At 45.0% G+C, this 20,653-nt stretch carries 20 protein-coding genes; 5 read left to right on the top strand and 15 right to left on the bottom strand.

Going from position 1 to position 20,653, the window contains the following annotated elements; all coding sequences use genetic code 11:
• The 5 genes from VNM22_09930 to VNM22_09910 form a co-directional block, all read right to left on the bottom strand.
• On the bottom strand, positions 1 to 399 hold a 399-nt coding region (locus VNM22_09930), incomplete at its 3' end, for a biotin/lipoyl-binding protein (protein HWP47468.1).
• 234 nt (positions 400 to 633) lie between these two features.
• Positions 634 to 1,149, bottom strand: a complete 516-nt coding sequence (locus VNM22_09925) for a Spy/CpxP family protein refolding chaperone (protein HWP47467.1) — start codon at positions 1,147 to 1,149, stop codon at positions 634 to 636.
• A gap of 554 nt (positions 1,150 to 1,703) precedes the next feature.
• Positions 1,704 to 2,183: a periplasmic heavy metal sensor gene (locus VNM22_09920; protein HWP47466.1), complete on the bottom strand. Its 480-nt coding sequence runs from the start codon at positions 2,181 to 2,183 to the stop codon at positions 1,704 to 1,706.
• Positions 2,180 to 2,608, bottom strand: coding sequence for a hypothetical protein (locus VNM22_09915; GenBank protein HWP47465.1), 429 nt, complete (start codon positions 2,606 to 2,608; stop codon positions 2,180 to 2,182). Before VNM22_09915 ends, VNM22_09920 begins: the two co-directional genes overlap by 4 nt.
• Before the next feature lie 14 nt (positions 2,609 to 2,622).
• A complete protein-coding gene (locus VNM22_09910; GenBank protein HWP47464.1) occupies positions 2,623 to 3,180 on the bottom strand; it encodes a sigma-70 family RNA polymerase sigma factor in 558 nt (185 codons plus the stop codon).
• Between the two features lie 631 nt (positions 3,181 to 3,811).
• Between VNM22_09910 and VNM22_09905 the strand changes: the two genes are divergently transcribed.
• Both VNM22_09905 and VNM22_09900 read left to right on the top strand, forming a co-directional pair.
• A complete protein-coding gene (locus tag VNM22_09905; protein HWP47463.1) occupies positions 3,812 to 5,371 on the top strand; it encodes a hypothetical protein in 1,560 nt (519 codons plus the stop codon).
• Between the two features lie 132 nt (positions 5,372 to 5,503).
• A complete protein-coding gene (locus tag VNM22_09900) occupies positions 5,504 to 6,418 on the top strand; it encodes a methylated-DNA--[protein]-cysteine S-methyltransferase (GenBank protein HWP47462.1) in 915 nt (304 codons plus the stop codon).
• A 121-nt stretch (positions 6,419 to 6,539) separates the two neighbouring features.
• On the opposite strand, the gene VNM22_09895 is transcribed toward VNM22_09900, so the two are convergent.
• The 5 genes from VNM22_09895 to VNM22_09875 form a co-directional block, all read right to left on the bottom strand.
• Positions 6,540 to 7,373, bottom strand: coding sequence for a metal ABC transporter permease (locus tag VNM22_09895; protein ID HWP47461.1), 834 nt, complete (start codon positions 7,371 to 7,373; stop codon positions 6,540 to 6,542).
• Between the two features lie 4 nt (positions 7,374 to 7,377).
• Positions 7,378 to 8,139 (bottom strand): metal ABC transporter ATP-binding protein, encoded by a 762-nt coding sequence (locus tag VNM22_09890; GenBank protein HWP47460.1) that lies wholly within the window; start codon positions 8,137 to 8,139, stop codon positions 7,378 to 7,380.
• Positions 8,130 to 9,113 carry a metal ABC transporter substrate-binding protein gene (locus tag VNM22_09885; protein HWP47459.1) on the bottom strand — a complete coding sequence of 328 codons (984 nt, stop codon included), beginning with the start codon at positions 9,111 to 9,113 and terminating at the stop codon, positions 8,130 to 8,132. Before VNM22_09885 ends, VNM22_09890 begins: the two co-directional genes overlap by 10 nt.
• A gap of 250 nt (positions 9,114 to 9,363) precedes the next feature.
• Positions 9,364 to 9,786, bottom strand: coding sequence for a Fur family transcriptional regulator (locus tag VNM22_09880; GenBank protein ID HWP47458.1), 423 nt, complete (start codon positions 9,784 to 9,786; stop codon positions 9,364 to 9,366).
• Between the two features lie 241 nt (positions 9,787 to 10,027).
• Positions 10,028 to 10,735, bottom strand: coding sequence for a DUF3782 domain-containing protein (locus VNM22_09875; protein HWP47457.1), 708 nt, complete (start codon positions 10,733 to 10,735; stop codon positions 10,028 to 10,030).
• 537 nt (positions 10,736 to 11,272) lie between these two features.
• On the opposite strand from VNM22_09875, the gene VNM22_09870 reads away from it, so the two are divergent.
• From VNM22_09870 to VNM22_09860, 3 genes are all read left to right on the top strand, one after another.
• Positions 11,273 to 11,584 carry a hypothetical protein gene (locus tag VNM22_09870; GenBank protein ID HWP47456.1) on the top strand — a complete coding sequence of 104 codons (312 nt, stop codon included), beginning with the start codon at positions 11,273 to 11,275 and terminating at the stop codon, positions 11,582 to 11,584.
• 168 nt (positions 11,585 to 11,752) lie between these two features.
• Positions 11,753 to 12,979 (top strand): hypothetical protein, encoded by a 1,227-nt coding sequence (locus tag VNM22_09865; protein ID HWP47455.1) that lies wholly within the window; start codon positions 11,753 to 11,755, stop codon positions 12,977 to 12,979.
• A 96-nt stretch (positions 12,980 to 13,075) separates the two neighbouring features.
• On the top strand, positions 13,076 to 14,029 hold the full coding sequence (locus tag VNM22_09860; protein HWP47454.1) for a zinc ABC transporter substrate-binding protein: 954 nt from the start codon (positions 13,076 to 13,078) through the stop codon (positions 14,027 to 14,029).
• Between the two features lie 487 nt (positions 14,030 to 14,516).
• On the opposite strand, the gene VNM22_09855 is transcribed toward VNM22_09860, so the two are convergent.
• The 5 genes from VNM22_09855 to VNM22_09835 all read right to left on the bottom strand — a co-directional run bounded on the left by VNM22_09855 (position 14,517) and on the right by VNM22_09835 (position 20,392).
• Complete coding sequence (locus VNM22_09855) at positions 14,517 to 15,380, bottom strand: metal ABC transporter permease (GenBank protein ID HWP47453.1); 864 nt, start codon at positions 15,378 to 15,380, stop codon at positions 14,517 to 14,519.
• A 531-nt stretch (positions 15,381 to 15,911) separates the two neighbouring features.
• Positions 15,912 to 16,226: a hypothetical protein gene (locus VNM22_09850; GenBank protein HWP47452.1), complete on the bottom strand. Its 315-nt coding sequence runs from the start codon at positions 16,224 to 16,226 to the stop codon at positions 15,912 to 15,914.
• The gene (locus tag VNM22_09845) at positions 16,223 to 18,298 is read right to left on the bottom strand and encodes a methyl-accepting chemotaxis protein (protein ID HWP47451.1); all 2,076 of its coding nucleotides are present in this window, start codon (positions 18,296 to 18,298) and stop codon (positions 16,223 to 16,225) included. Before VNM22_09845 ends, VNM22_09850 begins: the two co-directional genes overlap by 4 nt.
• The gene (locus VNM22_09840) at positions 18,295 to 19,359 is read right to left on the bottom strand and encodes a hypothetical protein (GenBank protein ID HWP47450.1); all 1,065 of its coding nucleotides are present in this window, start codon (positions 19,357 to 19,359) and stop codon (positions 18,295 to 18,297) included. Before VNM22_09840 ends, VNM22_09845 begins: the two co-directional genes overlap by 4 nt.
• A 58-nt stretch (positions 19,360 to 19,417) precedes the next feature.
• Positions 19,418 to 20,392, bottom strand: a complete 975-nt coding sequence (locus VNM22_09835) for a ParB N-terminal domain-containing protein (protein HWP47449.1) — start codon at positions 20,390 to 20,392, stop codon at positions 19,418 to 19,420.
• Positions 20,393 to 20,653: the final 261 nt, after the last annotated feature.

Here is a 20,653-nt window from a genome sequence, read left to right as displayed (position 1 = left end):
TAAATTCGCCTGGGCATTCTCGATCCCGGCAGAAAGGTTGGCGATATCGGCCTCAACGTTTTTAAGATTGGCCCGGGCGCTCTCCAAATTGGCCATAGCCTGAGTCACCTGAGCCTGAAAGGTTGAAGGGTCCAGTTGAGCAATCACCTGATCTTTTTTAACCTCAGAATTGTAATCTGCATGGAGAGCCTGGATAATGCCGGAAACCTGACTCCCCACCTGAACATTGATAACGGGATTGATGGTCCCCGTCGCGGATATCATCGCAACAACATTTCCTTTTTCCACACGAGCTGTTTTATATCGAACCGGCTCGTTTTTCATTTTAAAAAAGTAATAATAGCCTCCGATACCCAAAATTATGCCGAGTATACCTAAAACCGTAATAAATCGTTTCATTTATTATATTAAAAGGAACGCACGATTACCTTGTAAAGTTAATTCTGCGTGATTTCCCTTCACCCCCGGCCCCTCTCCCCCTCCCCCCCCTTCCATCCCCTCGTAGACTGGGGAATCGAGGGGGGAGAGGGGCCGGGGGTGAGGGCAGAGCAAAACGGTTATTTAAATTTACTTTACAAAGTACTACGCTTTTCCGTGCATTCCTATTTTTTTATCTTTATAAAATGGCCAGGCTTATGGATGAGGTTCTTCAGGAGGACGAGGCCCTTCAGACCTTCTGGGACCCCTCTCTGAGTATCTCCTCATAGCCTGTTCCCGCATTTCCTTTCTTATGGTATCTAACTGCTTTCGCTGGTCAGAAGACAGGACTTTGGCTATCTTAACCCGCATAAGAAGTTGATTTTTGGCTAAAGCAGCACGGGCGGCCTGAACATTATCGATCTGCTTGGCAATCTTGTCCTCGTCCAGAGGATCTTGTTGTAAAAGCTGTTCAAGCTCTAAATGCTGTTTTTCAAACTCTGCCTTTAAATCGATCGACTTCTTTGTTTCTCCAGAATAAATCTCTCGAATTTGATTGATTTGCTGGTCGGTCAGTTTCAATCGCTGAACCACCTCCGGACGCTCCCACCATTTAAACATGCGGGATCTGGATCCCCAACCCCTTGGGTCAAAGTGGCTATAAGCCAGTGATGTAAATCCTAGTACCACAACAGGCAAAATCCACAGAACTTTTCTTAAACGTCTACTCATGAAAAACCTCCTTAAGTCCTCCTAATTTGGTTACTTTGATCAGGTTAAGTGGAAGGGTAAGTCCTTAAAATAAGGATCTACCCGACCGTTATTTTTTCCGGTATGAAACCTAACTTATTAACGGACCTGGACTTATTTAACGTTGTCCACTCACCGATCATTCTTATCCAAGTCGGTGCTTGCTTAACACCCTCCCCCCTGCCCATCCAAAAGGCAGGTATCCGCTTCAAAACCTTTTGAGTTACCCCCGGTATGAAAGGGAGGTGACTCTTCTAAACGGTGGACTTTTGTATCCCAGGGTTTACAGTCCTGACAGATCTGGCTGATGAGGATGGTAAGCTTGCATCTTCTATAGATTGATACGAACAAAGGGAAAAAAGTCTTCGGAAATTTTTAGATATTTTTTTAATTTTTAATTATGAACTCCCTCTGCCCCGGTCGGTGGAGAAAGGAAACCCTCCAGACCAGATAACCCTGGGAGCGCAGGCATCTTGCCTGCGTAAGACCCAATCGCTGGAGAAAGGGGATCCCCAAACCTCTAAGACTCCGATGGATTATCGAGGGAGAGAAACCTCAGAAGGAGGAGAGTTGAATCTGGCTCCTGACGGAGGGGGTGGAGGATGTCTGAGATATTCGGCCAGGGCTTTTCTTTCTGTTTGATTGAACTGTTTGGCCAACTCGATGGTAGCATTAGCAAAACGTTGCTTCATCTGACCCCGTAGTTCATGCAGCTTTTCTACCTCCCTCTGGTACGCCGCTTCATCAAACTCCGGCGCGGTTAAGATGGCTATTGCCTTTTCCCTGGTTTCTCTAATTTGCCGGTAAATTTCTTTATTCTCCAGACGAGCCTTCTCCATGGTTTCAAAAAACAGTTTTTCTTTATCTTTGGGAAGTTGAACGGTAAATTCCGGCCCGGGCTTTCTACCCCAATGATTTCTACCAAGACTGTGCGAGATATGTCCAATACTGGCGCCAATGAGTAGAATATTCAGGAAAAGTGAACCCAGCATCAAAATTTTTATTTTTCTACTCATGGTATCTCCTCCTCGTAATACAAAAACGCCTGTAAAGTTGTAGGGTCTTGTTCGGTTGGCGCCGATGCTATGGGATCTAAAAAACCTATAGTAAATCCAATGATCAAGATGGAAAGTGCTATCAACGCCGGTCTGGGTAATCTGAATTCGGCCAGTAACTCCAAAAGAAAGATACCCAGACTGGAGGGTGGATTCTTCTTTATTCGCAAGGCTGCAGAAATAATCCGCCGTTCGAGATAGCTATCGGGTTCTTCATATTTTCTACTTTTGAGAACTCTCTCGAACTTTGCTTCTTCATCGGCTAAAAACCGAAACTCAGAAGAATTCTTTAACGCCTCCAGGCCTGCATTTCTTATTTCTTCCGGCCATCGATGCACATCAGCACCGTATAATAATAGATTTTCTTTGAATTGTTTAAGATCCATAATCCTATCCCGCCTTAATCTAAATACGGTTTAATCTTCTCCTTTAAGGTCATTTTGGCCCGCATGATTAAGGACTGTAATACCTTGACCTTCACACCCATAATTTCAGCAGCCTCCTCATTACTCAACCCTTCATAGAAACATAAATTAATCGCAAGCTGTTGCCTTTCGGGTAATTCCCGTATGAGGTTATCTAACAATACCTGTTTTTGTTGATGATCTAACAAAACATCTTGTCCGGGTTGCTCATGCCGGATCGAGATCTTATCAGATAAAGGTACCGGCTTTTTCTTCTTGTTATGATCAATACAAAGGTTTGTAACAACTCTGTAAAACCAGGTGGTGAATTTTACCCGTTTCTTTGAGTCCCATAGTTCGGGCTTATTCCACAACTTCAGGAATGCGTCTTGGACAATATCCTCGGCTTCCTCCCTGTTAAAAACAAGTCGATAGGCAAGGCTGTAAAATCGTTTCGCATGACGGTTAACAATTTCCTCAAAGGCTTGATGCTTCCCCTCCTTTATCTGAAGAATTAGCGACTCATCGTCCAGATGTGAAAGATTAAAACCCATGTAAGTGAATTACACTCCATGTTTATAGTATCTCCCAGTTGTAACCCGCGATGGCCAAAATGACATTGAATGAATACCGGTCTGACCTCTCTACCTCATACGCGCCAGGATAAGGCGGCCCCACCCTGTCCCCTCCTCCGTTTCATAGGGAAGCCCCCCTTTCCCCTGCATGCAGGGGAAGGGGGCGGGGGGAATTGAAGGGAGGGAACTTCGCTTCAAAGTTCCCTCCCCTGCAAAGGGGGGGAAGGTGAGTAGGTTAAACGTCTCGTTTGACATTAAGGGGACACCCCTCAGGGATCTCACTCTTATCCTGCACCTATGCCTCTCTACCCTTCCACGAACCATTTCATAAATATCTACGAACTGAGGGTTTTGCACACCTTTTTATAAATTAATACGAATGAAAAGGAAAAACTCTTCGAAAATCCCTCGTAAATTTTCCAAACAAATTTAGCTGTCAACAAAGAGCTCAAGACTCAGGGTAAACCGGGGGATTCAAAAACTGGATACCTTGGATTAAAACCATGTTTACAGAAAAATATACCATTTAAGTTATTTTTGAATATATTATATATCGTTTAGATAATTTGGTTAATCTTTGTATGCAAGATCTTTCCGAGAAGGAGGTTTTATGAAAAAGAAAAAATGGATTCGCTATCTCGGTGTGACTTTCCTAATGTTTTCTGGTTTGTCGTTTTTCTGGCAGCTAACGGCCCAGGAACGAAAAGATCCCCAGGAAAAGCAGCCCTGGGAGCCGATTCCAGGTCCTAAAGAACTAGTTGAAGAAGTAGGTCCTCCGGCTGTAGTCCCCGATTGGGAACGGAACTACCCTCAATATCAGCCCGTTGGGAAAGGCGATACCGAGCAAGCCCCAGAACTCAAACCGGGGACTCCCAATCCACCTGATATCTTTAGATTTGGAGGAACAGGTAAAAGTTCCTTTATTTTTGATTTAAGTCCTGCAGAACCTTTAGAAAAGATCATAGAGCGAGAAAAGGCCCAGAGGTCTCAGATTTCGGCTCAGCAGCGAAAATTACTAGAAGAGCGCTACGATCTCACCCCCCGGTTTATTCAAGGGGTCACCATGACCCGTGGAAAGCCAGTTCCTATGGGACCGACGGCCCGGCTTAAAGAAGGGATGACCTTTGAAAAACTGGCAGGAATGCCTGTTGAAGAAATCAAGGCCAGGGGTCTTTTTCCTTATCTTCCCCTGCCCCATCCCCTTCATTCTACCGGTGGGATGGTATTTCCCCGGGTAATGACCGAAATTCATCCAGAGCGAGAGCGTTTTGATGTAGAATTTGATATTCCCGATCCTTTTTTACCGGAATTTCCTCCACCCTTATTTTTAACCAGTCGACCCGATTTAGGGGATGTTTCAAAAGGACAGGAGATTACCATAGAGAATTTCTATAAGCTCTTTGATGGAATTCTTTCACCCATTCAGTTTGAAGGAGTCCGGCTCTTAGTGGAAAAGATTCCACAACAACAGTTCAATGCAACCGATGATCGAAAGACGGCTCAGCCGAGTCGCGGAGTTGCCTGTTTTGATTGTCACGTAAATGGGCATACCAACGGAGCCTTTCATCTAAACCCGGATGTTCGACCTCAAATGTCCCGACTGCGGATTGACACACCCAGTTTGCGAGGGGTGAATATTCAACGGCTTTTCGGTTCTAAACGGGCCCTTCGTTCTGTAGAGGACTTCACCGAGTTTGAGAATCGCTCTGCCTATTTTGATCATGACCAGACCACAGCTGAAAAGAAAGGACGTAGAGATCTAAACCGGAATGAAGTGATGATGATGGCCCAGTTCCAGGATTTAATCGACTTTCCTCCGGCTCCGAAATTAGATGTTCTGGGACGACTGGATCCGAAAAAGGCGACCGAGCAGGAACTACGGGGCGAAAAGATATTCTTCGGAAAAGGCCAATGTGGGGGTTGTCATCCGGCCCCGTTTTATACCGATAACCTCATGCATGATCTCCAGGTAGAGCGCTTTTATAAAGGACGCGCCGAAGGAGCTATTAAAACTTTCCCACTTCGGGGGATTAAAGATTCCCCGCCTTACCTCCATGACGGGCGCCTTCTCACGTTGGAAGATACCGTTGAGTTTTTTAATCTCATCCTTGGAACCCAGTTAACCGAAGATGAGAAAAAAGACCTGGCTGCATTTTTACGAGCTTTGTAAACCGACCAGGTTAAAGATCTTCCCTGGATGAGGAAATTCCAATCAGAAAGTAGCAAGAATTGGGTGGTTATCCTCCTCAGGGTTTTTATATTGGATATAAAGAACAATCTCAAAACCCTGGAGGAGGATACCATGCTAACGCAAAATTATCTCCAATCATCTTTAGATTATGCGCGAATAGAAAAAGCCATTTTGTTCCTTGAAAAGAATTTTCTTAAACAACCCGATTTGAAGGAAGTCGCCCAAAGTGTCAATCTAAGTGAGTATCATTTTCAACGCCTTTTCAAACGCTGGGCCGGTATTAGCCCCAAACGATTCTTACAGTTTTTAACCCTTGAGTATGCAAAGAAATTACTGAAGGAATCCAAAAGTATCCTGGACGTGACCTATGAAACCGGATTGTCCAGCCCGGGTCGTCTCCATGACCTGTTTATTAATTTTGAAGCGGTAACCCCCGGGGAATTTAAAAAGAACGGTTACGGACTGACCATTTTGTATGGCTTTCATCCCAGCCCTTTTGGAGAGTGCTTACTTTCCATAACGGACAGGGGAATTTGCGATCTGGCCTTTGTTCAGGACAATGATCGGGAAGGTGCCCTGAAAAATCTAAAAAACAAATGGAAGCAGGCACAGTTTTATGAGAGCCTTCAAGATACCCAGCCTTTGATCAATCGAATATTTACTCCTTTTCGGCGGTTAAGGATAATATCACCGACGTCTTTACAAAATCCATCGTCAAATCGGGAAGAAATACGCCCACTGAATTTATTTGTAAAAGGAACTAATTTCCAAATAAAGGTCTGGGAAGCTTTACTGAGGATCCCGCCCGGGTTTCTGGTTTCCTATGAAGATATTGCCACTTATCTAGGGAAACCAAAAGCTTCCCGTGCGGTGGGTCGGGCGGTTAGTCAAAATCCCATCGGCTTCCTCATTCCCTGCCATAGAGTTATTCGAAAAGTAGGTATGATAGGGGATTATGAATGGGGTACGGCGAGGAAGAAGGCGATTTTGGGATGGGAAGCGGTCAGGCAGAGTATCTCCAGCTAAGAAATTATTTCAAAATCCAATTCGTTTAACTCCGGAGAGGCAACCAGTTTATAGCCGGGAGGGAACTTCCTTCACCATGAAAAGGTTCTATCAAATCCTTCCAGAGACGGGACCCAAAGTTTTAAAATCCACTTTGGACTTTAATGAGAAAAGTTTTTTTCAAGGTCTGTCTTAACAGGCTCAATAAAAAAATAATAAGGGCAATCACGACAATGGTTCCCCCACTGGCCAGATCCAGGTAGAAAGACAGGAAGAGTCCCAGGAATACAGACAGGGAAGAAAAGGCGATAGAGAGAAGGAGGGTTTGGCGAAAGCTACGCCCAAATTGAATGGCAGCTATAACAGGTATAACCATGAGAGCGCCTATGAGTAACACCCCTACGATTCTCATGGCCAGGGATACCGTTATGGCGGCTAAGACGGTGAGTATCAGATTAAAGACCGGAGCGGAAATACCCGAGGCTCTTGCCAATTCGTCATCGAAGGAAACGGCAAATAATTCTTTATAGAGCGCCAGGATGGTAACTAAAACCAAAATTCCCAGGCCTACAATCAGGTATAAATCATTCGGCATAACGGTTGAGATACTTCCAAATAGAAAGCTAAAAAGGCTGGCGTTGAATCCCTTGGCTATGCTTAGAAGAACGATGGCGATGGCCAGACTTCCAGAAAGAAACAGAGCCAGGAGGGATTCACCCGATATATTTCTGGCACTTCTCAGCTTTTCGATACAAAACGCCGCGATTACAGGGGTTACAATGCCGGTTACCAGTGGATTCATCTTAGTCAGAAGACCTACGGCTACCCCTGCTAACGACACATGGGCCAGGGTATCTGCCATGAGAGAATAACGTCGAACGACCAGAAAGATCCCGATCATGGGAGCAATGAGGGCAATAACAGCTCCTGCCACAAAGGCCCGAATCATAAAATCGAATTGGAAAATCTCAAACATAGGTTTAATATTTATGGATCAGGAACTTTACCTTTTTACCGTACAACTTTTCCATATACTCATCTTTTAAGAACTCGTTGGGAGGGCCCTGACAAACCAGGGTACGATTTAAGCACAAAACGGTACTGACTTCATCGATCACGACACCGATATCATGTGAAACCACAATGACCGTTAATCCCATTTGATGGTTAAGATTCCGAAGAAAAGTATAGAATTTCTCTTGAGATAAAATATCTACCCCAGTTGTCGGTTCGTCCAGAATGAGTATTTTGGGGTCTCCTACTAAAGCCCTTGCAATAAAAACCCTCTGACGTTGACCTCCGGATAGATGACCGATCAGATGGTTCTTGTAGTCTGTAACATCGGCAATTTCCATGGCTTTTTGCACAGCTGCAAGATCTTCTTTCTTAAATCTTTTAAGCAATCCGACTCTGGCCGTACGTCCGGTTCTTACAATCTCTTCCACCGTCGCAGGGAAATGAAGTCCGGCCTCCGCCATACGCTGAGGCACATAGCCGATTAAAAAACGGTTCTTAAAGCTTTGAATGTTCTGCCCAAAAATGAGGACTTCACCAGAAGTTGGCTTGAGGAGACCTAAAATGATTTTAAGCAGCGTGGTTTTACCTCCTCCATTCGGTCCGATGATTCCTAAATATTCTCCTTCTTTTACAGAAAAGCTTATATTGGTTAAAACGGGGAGGCCGTTATAGCTAAAACTAACGTTTTTTACCTCTATGCAAACAGGAGAAGTGGTCATTGACATCGTAAAGCTATCCGCAGGTTTTTCAGGTTCTCTTCCATGATAGAGATATAGTTCTTTCCGGCCTGTACCTCCTCATCGGTCAAACCTTCAATAGGATTAAAAACTAACGTCTTTGCTCCAACTTCTTGGGCGATGGTTTGAGCCAGTTTGGGACTGGCGAGGGGCTCAAAGAAAATATATTCTATGTTCTTCTGGCGTGCCAACGTAGCAATATCGGCTAATCTCCGGGGTGAGGGCTCTTCATCCGGTGAGAGTCCGGAAATATAAATCATGTTCAGATTATAACGCCGGGCTAAATACCCAAAGGCAGCGTGGGAGGTAATAACGTCTCGAATTTGACAATGGGCCAGACCTTCTCTGTATTTCTCATCTAAAGTCGCCAATTCACTTAAATAATTTGCGGTGGTTTTGGTATAATATTCTGCATTTCCGGGATCTACTTTTATCAGAACATCCCGAACCACCATAGCCTGTTTCTGCATCAATACGGGATCCAGCCAGAAATGGGGATCGAATCCGACCTTTTCAGATGCCTCCACCACTTCCGGGCCTTTTAATAACTCACCACTTTTAGCCAGCGTTTCACTGATATTTACTACTTCTACGCCTCGGTTTTTCAGATCCTCTTGAATCTTTTCCGCCCAGGCGTCTGTATTACCCCCGTTAAAAAGGAAAACTTTTGCAGAACGGATTTTGATGATATCCCGTGGGGTCGGTTCGTAGTCATGGGGCTCCACGCCGGCAGGAGTCATATTGATAACCTCTACCCGATCTCCTCCCACCTGCCGGGCCAGTTCTGCCAAAGGATAAAAACTTGCAGCAATCTTCAATTTCTCCTCGGCTGAGGCTTGCACCGAAAGCACAACCGTCAAGGCTAACAGGTTAAAAATCAGATAATAGGATACAAACCTGAGCATATCTGCCCGGCCCTCACCCTCTGGCCCCATACGCGCCAGGATAAGGGTGAGATCCATGAGCCCCCTTAATGTCAAACGAGACATTGTACGGGCGCAAGGCCTTGCGCCCCTACCTTAGTTTGCAGGAGAAGGAACTTTGAAGCAATGTTCCCTCCCTTCAATTCCCCCTGTGTGCGGGGGAATATAGGGGAAAGGAGGCTTCTTTGTGAAACGAGGGAGGGACCAGATGGGGACGCCTTAACCTGGCGCCTATGCCCTCGGACCCCCTTTCCCATCAAAGGACAAGTGAAGATTCCATCCCAATGACTCACTGACATTTTGTACAAAGACCAAAAAACTCCAGGGAATGATTCAAAACTTTAAACTTTTTAAGTTCAAAAATTTTTTTCTCTTGATCCCTCAAATCGTTTTCTAAGACAATGTCATCCACTTTCTCACATCGAATACACACGATATGGTGATGATGATCCGTTAAATTAATCTCAAATCTCTTTTTCCCTTCCCCAAACTGGACTTCCCGCACAATTTTTTGTCCTTTTAAGAAGGCGATTTCTCGATAAACCGTTGCCTTATCCACCTGGTAGTTTCTTCTTTGAAGTTCTGACCATAATTCTTGAGCGGATAAGGGAACTTTACTCTCCAGGAAGATGCCAATGATTTGCTTTCGGGTTTTGGTAAGTCGATAACCGCGGGACTTAAGGTTTTGCAGGATTTGAGTTAGTTCTACCATAGTTATTATATGGTTAATGCAACTGGATTGCATTTGTCAATACCTGTTTGGATAGTAAGTTAAACGTCCCGTTTGACATAAAAGAAGAAGCGAGAGCGATACTAGCGGAGATTTATGGGTGGTTTACAGAGGGGTTTGATATGGCGGATTTGAAGGAGGCAAAGGCGTTGTTAGAGGAGGTGGGAAGCCTTAACCTGACTTGAAATCAAGGAAAAATACCGATGGGGTAAGCTCTAAAGATTTATAAAACACTCCGTGAGATGACCTGAATACCTAATTCATCACACAATCTTTTTGCTCTTTGGTCAATACTAGAGGAAATTACTACAGGATTTAAAGATTTCTGCAATTTCCTCTGGGCATACTCCACCTTTTTCTTCAATGTGTATACATCATCCGTTCGAATATGGGTTTTAACTTCGACCACAAAAGAGTCGGTGTCTTCCAGATAAGCATCAAACTCGACTTGAGCCCCAGTTCCAAAGACCTCTCCCTCTTCATCTTCAAGGACAAGCCGTTTGACTTCTCGGAAATGTCGTCCTGAGAATCTCTCGATGGTTCGTCGGATGACCTCTTCCATCCCTCTTCCCAATCGTCCGCTTATCGCAGACAGTTCGAGCCGAATCTGATGTATTTGGTCATCCTGGTGGTCAAACCGTCGGTTCATTTCCTCAAACCGTCGGTTCACTTCCTCAAACCGTCGGTTGGTGTCTTCGCGTAAAGCTTCAATCCGCTGGTTGGTCTCCTCAAACCGTCGGTTTACTTCCTCAAACCGTCGGTTGGTATCTTCGCGTAAAGCCCGAACCTCCTCTAAAACAGCCTGAAACTCCTCCTTTGATGAAAAAGTCTCGGCCAGCAGACCCTTAATTTCATACCTAAAACGCTCGTCTTCCCTTAAAAGCTGAGGAAGGTGCTCTTTGATAATTTGGAGGATTGTGGCTTTATCCATATTGTATTATATAATACACCATCAACTTGCTTCTTGCCAGAAAATTCCCTGGTTAAATCCTGGAACCCCCCGCCATAGGAGCAGCTTGCTAAACAGGCCGCCCCGTTGAGGCTTAGAGGGTGATAGATTCTGTTTCCCCTAGCTTACCCAGGGATTATCCACAGGTTGCCATAGCTTTGACTAACCTCTTCGTCAACTGTGACGGTTAACCTACTTATCCCGGTGCCTATAGGGTTAGTAGGTCGATCGTCTCGATTGACAATGGGGTTAGATTTAGAAAAAACCTACCCTTAAAAAGGGATTAGAGGGGTGTTCAGACAGAAAAAAGTGATTCCTGCTAAATGGCCATGACCCGTTGGGTCGCCACAAAGCGTGAAAATCGTAAGGCAATTTTCGGGAGTATTACAGTTACTATAATAAATTCTTACTTGACCTCTTTCAGGTTGAGAGTATTATTAAACCTATAGAACCGACAAGGAAAAGGTAAGAAAATTATCCTTGCAGGCATCCAAAATTTAAGTTCCAGAGTCTGGACCTATGAACCTTATGAATTTCCAGATCTTAAAAACCTTCTTACAGCCGGGCCGAAGAAGTCGGCTATTTATCAACCTTCTTTTCTTCGCCATTCTGGTACTCCACCCCTATATCCACCCCTTAGAAACCCTTGGCCTGGATAATAATTACTTAAATTGCCAATGGGTTCAAATGGCCGTTTTTATTCTGGAAGGTATTATCCTCGTCTTTTTTACCATTCTGATTATCCCTGCTCTATTTCAAAGAATTTTTCTTATCATTCTGATTCATCCTACTTTTCTCTTTTCAAGAGCCCCTCCCTCCTCTGCCTCCTGACTTCGTTTCAAAAAATAAAGACCCACACGTTTACTTTATCTTACCGTAAAAGGGGTTTTTCATCCTTATAAAGGACGTAGAAAGGCCTGCTTTTGCCAAGAAATTAGACCATTCCTGGATATTAAGGCCTACGGACTTTATAAGCTTAATAGAAGGGAGGCTAACAGGATGAAATGGGCAGGAGTTCTTTCGATTTTTAGTCTTATTTGTTTTTTGAACACCTCCTTTGCGCAACAACCAGAAGAAAAAACAAAATCTTTGGAGGAAGAATTTCAAAAGGCTCTTGAGCAAGCCCCATCGGCACCGGGTCCAACTCCCCAACAACCTGGGCCAGCTTCTCCACAACCTGGAACCCAGACCGGTTCACCCCCCTTAGGGACCGGTGGTTCTACGGCTACCGGCCTTTCCCGGGCTTTTAATCCGGCCATCAGTATAAACGGTCTTTTTTTGGGAAGCTATACATCTTGGGAACCGGGTGCAGAGGCGGAAGTAAGACCCGGTAAGGAAATCACAACCGGAGTCCACATTCAGGAAGTAGAGGCTCAATTTTCGGCCTTTGTAGATCCCTATCTTCGGGCCGATGTCATTTTAGCCCTTCCGGAAGGTAAAGGAGTTGAAGTCGAGGAAGGCTATATAAGCACCTTGAATATTCCTTCGGTTATTCTCCGGATAGGTAAACTCCATGATCCTTTCGGAAAACATAACTTGCTTCATACCCATCAATTTCCTTTTATCGATCCGCCTCTGATTAATGAGAGGATTTTTGGAGAGGAAGGGCTCACGGAGATAGGTGTCGATGTAAGTTATCTCCTCAAATTACCCTGGTTTTCAGAAGTCAGACTGGATCTTTTGAACGGAGATAACGAGGTTCTCTTTAATAGTCCTAAAGGAAGTGACCTGGCGTATTTAGCTCACTTTAAAAACTTGTGGGATTTATCTGATGCCACAACGCTGGAACTGGGAGAATCCTATGCAGTTGGAAAGAACGAATTTGAGGAAATCTCCCAGGCAGCGGGCGTGGATCTGACCCTCAAGTGGAGACCCCCCCAACGCGCCCTCTATCGCGCCTTCATCTGGCAAACCGAGTATCTCTTTGCAAAGAAGGACCCTGCAGACCAGACCTTTGATAAGGTTGGAGGTCTTTATACCTTAGTCCAATACCAGTTTGCCCGACGATGGTGGATTCAAGGAAGGTATGATCTTCTGGGAATACCTGAAGCTGAGGGGGAAGGCAAAACTTATCGAGTCAGTAGCTTATTAGCCTTTGTCCCTACCGAGTTTTCAGCCTTCCGGGTTCAGTATAACTATTTAAAACCCGAAGATGAGGAGGGAATTCATCAAGTTCTCGCCCAGGTGAACTTCACCATTGGTTCCCATCCGGCTCATCAGTATTAACAACCAATAAAAGTAAGGGGGTCAGGAGTTAAGAGCTTTGAAGCCGAACCCTCTTCTTCCTGTCTCTTCACTCCGGACTCACCCTGTTCCTTGCTCATGAAATCTACTAAGTTAGTACAAATCTGGATCGGTCTTCTGGCTTTTTTTACAATAACCTTTTTTATAAATCCAGCTCAAGCAGAACTCAAAGTTGTGACCACGGTTCCGGATTTAGCGGCCATTACCCAGGAGATCGGCGGCCATAAGGTTAAAGTTCAAAGCATTGCCAAAGGATACCAAGATCCCCATTTTCTCGAAGCCAAACCCAGCTATATGGTCCAGCTTAATCAAGCCGATCTGCTTATCTATACTGGCCTTCAGCTCGAAATAGGCTGGCTCCCCCTGCTTATTCAAGGAGCTCGAAACCCGGCCATCAACCTGGGAGGTAAAGGAAATCTGGATGCCTCTCGGGCCATCCGGGTTTTAGAAGTTCCCACCGGTGAAGTGGATCGAAGTATGGGAGACGTTCACCCGGAAGGAAATCCCCACTATCTGCTGGATCCACGTAACGGAATTATAGTCGGTCAGGAGATCCTGGATCGGCTCAAATTACTCTCTCCTAAAGACAGTGCCTACTTTGAGTCCAATTTCAAAAATTTTCAGGATAAACTTACGACTCAGATCGCAGATTGGGAAAAACGGATGGCTCCGTTCAAAGGCACTCAAGTTGTTTCCTACCATAAGTTGTTTGAATATCTCATGAATTGGTTGGGATTTTCCGCCGCAGGATATATTGAAGAAAAGCCCGGTATTCCACCCACCGCCAAACATTTGGCCTTTATAACTGAGTTGATAAAAGAAAAGAAGATCAAGATCATCTTAAACGGTAACTATACAGATCCTAAAATTGCCCAACTGGTAGCCGATAAATCCGGAGCGAAGCTGGTTATTTTACCTGCGGCGGTGGGAGGGGAAGAAGGTATAGATACCTATCCCAAACTTTTTGAACGGATTATTTCGAAGCTGGAGACAGAGTTTAAACAATTGCAATCCTTCAATGTCCAGCCATAAGGTCATAGTAGGTCGGCATTGAAAGGAGGGATAGAGGATAAGGACCGCCTCACTTCTTCCTTTCTGGAGTAGATTTTTTGAACCTGACCCTTCGGTCCTTTTTTGCAGCGTGGGATAGGGGCCGGGGGCCTACGCGCCAGGATAAGAGTGGGATCCCTGAGGGGTGTCCCCTTAATGTCACACGAGACGTTTAACCTACTAACTTCCTCCGCATGCAGGGAAAGGAACTTTGAAGCGACATTCCCTCCCCTCAATTCCCCTGCCCCCTTCCCCCCGCATGCAGAGGAAGGGGGGGGGATATAAAGGAAAGGGAGGCTTCCTTGTGAAATGGGGAGGGACCGGGTGGGGGCGCCTCAACCTGGTGCCTAGGGAAGCCCAGGTTGAGGGGAGAGTGGAGCCCTGGCCATTCCCGAGTTTCGGGAAGGGGATGGGGTGAAAAAACTTACTTCTGAAAGGGTTCAGGTGGGGTATTTTATGAACACTTCCATCAGGAGCCCCTTTCCACAAGCCCCAGACGTTTCTCTGCCAGGTATTTCTTATTTAAAAAGTTCTTAACCCCTGCACCTCCCAATAAGGCTACTCCAAATGTGCAAACAATGGCCGCTCCCGTGGGAAGGTCCAGGGTGTAGGAAAGCACGCTCCCTATCATACTGACCAGGGTACCGAAAATCCAACCGATGATTAAACGGGAGGATAAATTATCGGTAAATAACACAGCAAATACGGTTGGGACGATCAAGAAAGTAAAAACCAACAAAACCCCTGCAATGGAAACTGAACTCGTAACCACAAAGCCAAAGATGGCATAGAAAAGAAAGTCCCACCACCGAATGGAGATTCCCTGTTCTATAGCCTGTTCGGGATTAAAGGAGATCAGCAGAAATTTTTTTCGGAGGATCCAATGGATAATTCCTACCATCAAGTAGATTACAGCCGTTTTAGCCACGACAAACCAACTGACCCATAGAATCGATCCAACCAAAAGACTTTGAACATGTTCGGCCCCATGGGGAGCTTTAGCCATAATAAGAATGATGGTAGCCGCTGCAACCACATAAGTAATTCCGATGATGGCTTCATGGGGTATTTTGGGATGGCGCATGCGAGTCAGGGAAAAAACCAGGGCACCGATGAAGGTAAACAACAGGGAAAACAGGTAGGCAGGGAAGCTTTCTAACTCATAGCCGAATAATATGGCTGTTGCTGCCCCCAGTGCAGCAATCTGGGCAAGGGCTAAATCTACAAAGATGACCCCCCGCGCCAGGATGTGAATGCCCAAATATACATGGATCCCTACGAGAATTAAACAGGCCAGAAAGGGGGCCAACATAAAGGTTAAAAACTGAGTCATGGCTGAATCCTCTCATAATCCCCTCACTTCCGGCCCCTTTCCCACGCTGTGGGACAGGAGCAGGTTAAGTTGAGCAGGATAGGTTGGGACTATCACTGGTCAGCGACAGTCCAACTGAAACTATCTCCCGGAGTGAGGAAGATGGCTCATCGCGAAGCTTATCCTCAACTCAGGACAGGATCTGGCAAAGGACTCTCCACACTGATAGCTTGGAGTACACCGTTTACTTAATTTTGCTCTTTTATCAAACGAGGATGTTTGACCTACTAGGGCTGCCTTCACTCCCCAACTTTCCTCTCCCGTAGTGTGGGAGAGGGACCAGGAGTGAGGCCACTTAAAAGTTAAGCAAAACTAAGTAAACAGTGTGGGAGTCTCTGGATTGATCAGAAGCCAACAGCTAAATATTTAAAAAACCAGGGTCGAAGGTTGAATAGGGATAATCTTCCAGATTGTACAAGAGCCCATTTTTAGAAAAAATAGACCTTCAACCAAAGCACCGACATCAAAGGTTGGATAGTTGATGGATTTGGATCAAATAACCATCAGGAAGATCAGGGGAGGGGCTCTTGAAAGAGGGGCGTGAAGGAGTATAGAACTGATTAAAGACAGAAGGATAATAACAACCGGAATAGCGAAAAGGCCTGGATCTAGCCTGGGAATGACGGCAAGGATAGATAAAGACGTTTGAATCCAGTGGCAAGATGAATTATCATCCAGGCCCAGGGCTTCTAAGATATGAGCATAGGGATGTAGGCTTAGCAGAATAAGAAGGAGAAGCCCCAATAACCAGGCCGTTCGGTAAACGAGGGTTATTTTTAACGGGGGTTGATTTCTTTGACTTGTCATGATACCTTAAATTTAGCAATCTGTTGATTCAAAATGTTGATTTGTTCGGTTAAGGTTTTGGCGATATCATTCATCTGGCTGATGTTTTCTATATTAGAATAGCTGATTTTCTTGATATTTTCCATTGCGGTAACGACCCGTTCGCTTTCCCTCTCCTGACTCTGGGTTAAAGCAAGCAGACGGCTGATTTGGCCCTGTATATCCTCCGTAGCGCGAACTACACGGTCACTTCCCTGGGCCTGTTCCTGGGTTGCCCGTTTGACCTGATGGGTCATATCCTTCATGGTTTCCGTGGCCTGGACAATTTGCCCACTTCCCTTAGACTGTTCTGCCGTTGCTCGGGTAATTTGTTCCACCATCTCCACCATGTTATCGATGGCATCTTTGATTTGCTTGCTTCCCTTTGTTTGCTCTGTAGTAGCCCGTGCAATATGCCTGGTCATATCGGTGGCTTGTTTGGCACTATTGAGGATCTCTGTCAAGGCGACTCCGGCTTCATTGGCCAGCCTGACGCCTTCCTTGACCTGCTCTAACCCGGTATAAATCACCGAAACGGCATTGCTGGTTTCTGACTGGACACCCCGGATCAAATCTGAAATTTCCTTGGTAGAAGCCGTAGTCTTTTCGGCCAGGTCTTTGATTTCATCAGCCACCACTGCGAAACCCTTCCCGTGCTCACCGGCCTGTGCTGCAATAATAGCCGCATTAAGCGCCAGGAGATTGGTCTTGTCGGCCACATCATCAATCACGTTGAGAATCTCTCCGATTTTCCCCACCTTCTCGCTTAACTTACCCATCACCTCTACGGCTTTATTCGTCACTTCTTGAATTTTATATATCCCACTGATGGTCTGTTGGACTGATCGGGTGCCCGCTTCGGCATTGAGGGTAACCCGCTCCGAGAGTTTAGCCGTTTCACTGGCATTCATCTCAACCTCTTTGATCAGGGCATCGATCTGGGCCGTAAAGGACGCCGTAGATTCCGTTGCCGTAGATAACTGATGCACACTGGAAGCGATTTGCTTGATGGATACATTCATCTCTTCCAGGGAGGTAACGGTTAGTTCTACAGAGGTGGAGAGATTCTCGGTATTGGCCGCAATCTCCTCAATGGAAGCTTTGAGTTCCATAATGGAAGCAGAACTATCCTCCGCTGCAGTCATAAGATCCTTGATGTGTTGGGTGGTGTCTTTAATAGAGCCATCCATTTGCGCCATAGCCGAAGCAGTTTCACTCACAAAGAGTTTTTGAGATTCAGAACCTTGATAGATTCGGGTGCTGGAAGCAATCATCCTTTCAGAGGCTTGATTCAGTTCCTCTACGGTTTGTCGTACCTGCTGAATAATATGCTGTAGATAATTGATTAGAAGATTAAAGACGGCCCCTAACTGAGAAATTTCATCTTCACCCTTAACAGGAACTCTTCCAGAAATATCCCCTTCGGCCATCTTCCTGGCGACCGAGACAATCTGCTGAATAGGCTTGTTAATGGTTCTCTGAAGCAGAAAAGAACCGGCAAACAAAACCCCTCCAAAGAGAATGATAAACAAGATAACGAAATCCCGGCTAATTTTACGAATCTTTTCGTCCACAATCGATCGGGGAAAGTCTATACGAAGGGTTCCTACCTGTTGCTGGTCCAAATCCAAAATAGGAATAAAGGTATCATAACTGTCTTCAATGAGTCGGGTTATCACCTTATTTGATTTAAGAGCTTCCAGGACTTGGGGATTTTTTTCGGCTGTTCCGATGAGGTGTGGATCCTCGTGGGCCAGGATTCTACCGGCGGTATCAAATACAAAACAATGACTGGCAAGAGTATTCGATGACACGATCCGCTGACACTCCAGGGTAAGGCCCGGAGCAGCCATTTCAATACCCCCTAAATTATTGGAGAAAACCTCCTTAATTCGGATTTTGATGGGATTGGCTAAGGCATCCGATCTAAGTCGAATGGATTCCAATTCGGTTTCTTTGATACTTCGAACTGTGAGCCACAGACCCAGGGATAAAGCTACAAAGATAAGAAGTCCAATACTTAGAATAAGCTTCCACTTCAATGAAAGTTTCATCGTTTTTTTCCCTCCCTATCCAAAAAAACCCTATGCCACACTTCTTGACTTTCCATACAAAGATAAGGGGTTAGCTTCGCATCATGCCTTCGGATCCACTCCAGCATTCTTAGATACATGGAGACCCGAATGGGTTTAAGATAACGCATCTTACCATCCACTCCCGGAGCAAATTCCTCAAAGAGAATCTTACTTTGCGGAAACCGTTTCCTTATAACCGCTTTTAATTCCGAAGTAAACCGGAGGCTCCCCAAACTAATCCAGGCAATGTTCCGGGAGTTGATTCGAGAAAATACCTGATCCAATAATTCTTGATAATCCTTTTCCCATTCTGGATAATAAATAAGCGGATCAAAATGGAGTCCTATTTTATATCCGGCTTCTTGACATTTCTGGGCCGCCAGCAATCTTTCCTCCAGGGAAGAGGTTTTAAATTCCTGAGTTTCTATAATCGCTTGGGGATTTAAGGACCAGGAAACCACCACCTGACCTCGATGATCTAGATCGAGAAGATTATCGACCTGGTTGGTCTTGGTCTTAAGCTCCAGCAACGTATTTTCCCATTGCGTAAAAAAGGGAATCAAGACCCGACTGGTTGCAGTCAGTCCATCCAGGGCTAAACTATCCATTAACTCACCGGTCCCGATTCGATAAGATCGTTTAGGAGATTGCGAAAAAAGTGCGGAAACTTCCGCCATCATATCTTCGAGATTGGCATACAGTACCAGGAAGGGATTGTTGATATAGCCCTGGAGAAAGCAGTAGGTACATTCCATAGGGCAATTGGAGCCTAAATTGAGGATGTAATAGTTACAATGAACCATCCTCTCAACACAACCAGGACAGCTTTTAAAGAAGGTCCCTTTTTGGGTTGTGATCAATAACTTTTTTTTCCCTTCCGTAATAGCATCCTCAACAGAAGCTGACCTGGAGACGATCTTTTCCTTGTTTTCGATGTACTCCACCGGGACCCCCGGTAATCGGGTCAGGACCTGTCGGGTCAGAGCCTTTTCTCGGGCTTCTCTATCGATGTAAATTCTTTCGGGTCTAAAGGGTTCCATCCTTCCACTATTCTCTTAGAACGGGTGACCGGCCGGTCACCCCTACAGTAGTCCTCTTTCAGCCCCTCAGTAATCTTAGAATATCCTCCAGTTCCTCTCTATCCATCAGTTCCTGGAGTTTCGTCAAAATTTTCTCCAGCTCTTTTATATTCCGAAATTGAAAGGTCACTTTCAGTCGATCCCCTTCTAAAAAAGGAGGCAAAGCTATGGACACTTCCCTGGGTAACCTGAGTTGCTTAAGTTTTTCCTGTAACTGATCTTCCAGAGAGGTCAGGAGAGGATATCTCCTCTGTTTTAAAATTTTCCGAACTTTCTCGGTTTTCTGAGGAACCGGAAGTACTGAGTTTGCTAGTATAGCTGGAATATTTAAATCGTCAAGTAGATTTTCGAGGGGGATTTCTTCTCGTCCGATAATTTCCTCTATGAAAGTCATAAATTCTTTAAAAGTATTGACGGTTAGCTTGAGAGAGGAGGCCAGATAAATAAGCTGCCTTTGATCCTCTGGAGAAAAGTGGAGCAAGTCCAGAGCCAATTTCAATGGGATTTCCTCTGCAACCAGATAACTCTGGACCTCGTTTTTTAATTGGTAAAGCTGAAGGTATCCCCCTAAAACCTCCAAACTCGGCTCTAAATCCAATAAAGGCATATACTCCTGAACCACCTTCTGCTTTTCCAATCCAAACTGATGTAAAAGCTTATACAAGACGGTTGCTTTCTCTATTAAATTTAAACGACGCAGCGTCAGGTTATCCAGAAGGCTTATCCTGAATCCTTCTAAATCCCCTAGATTCTCCAAACGATAAACCCACGCCTCTAGGGCTTCAAAATGAAGATCTCGACAGGCTAGAACTCGCCTAAATCCGTGAACGATTTGGTAGTGGCCTGAAGGAAGTTCCCGGAGAAAAACAGGTTGAAGAAGTCCTACTTTATCCACAGAGGGAATTAAGGGTTCTGGATTTAATGGATAGGTTATCAAAAAAAAGTGATCCTTCAGATCGATCTTATCCAACGGGACTTTTTGAAGCTGCCTCATACCCTGAGAAGGTCTCCAGAGGGTGGAATTTAAGAGGAAAGTGATATAAAAATCTTTCAAGAAAATATTGTAACTCCAACTTATTTTAGAATTCAATAGAAAAAAGCAGGCGTATCCGTATTACTGATCTTTGCATAAATTGCTAATAATCTCTAGCTATAAGTTAGACAGGGAAGTAAAATAAATTTTATGAAACTGACCCTGTCAAACCAAACTAAGGATTGGCGCGAAGGCCGCCGTCTTCGCGCCTTGGAACTCAGC

It is taken from the genome of Candidatus Limnocylindrales bacterium (assembly GCA_035559535.1).
Taxonomy (GTDB): domain Bacteria; phylum Moduliflexota; class Moduliflexia; order Moduliflexales; family JAUQPW01; genus JAUQPW01.
The sequence above is the reverse complement of the archived record's forward strand: the minus strand, read 5'-3'. Positions and strand labels throughout refer to the sequence as shown.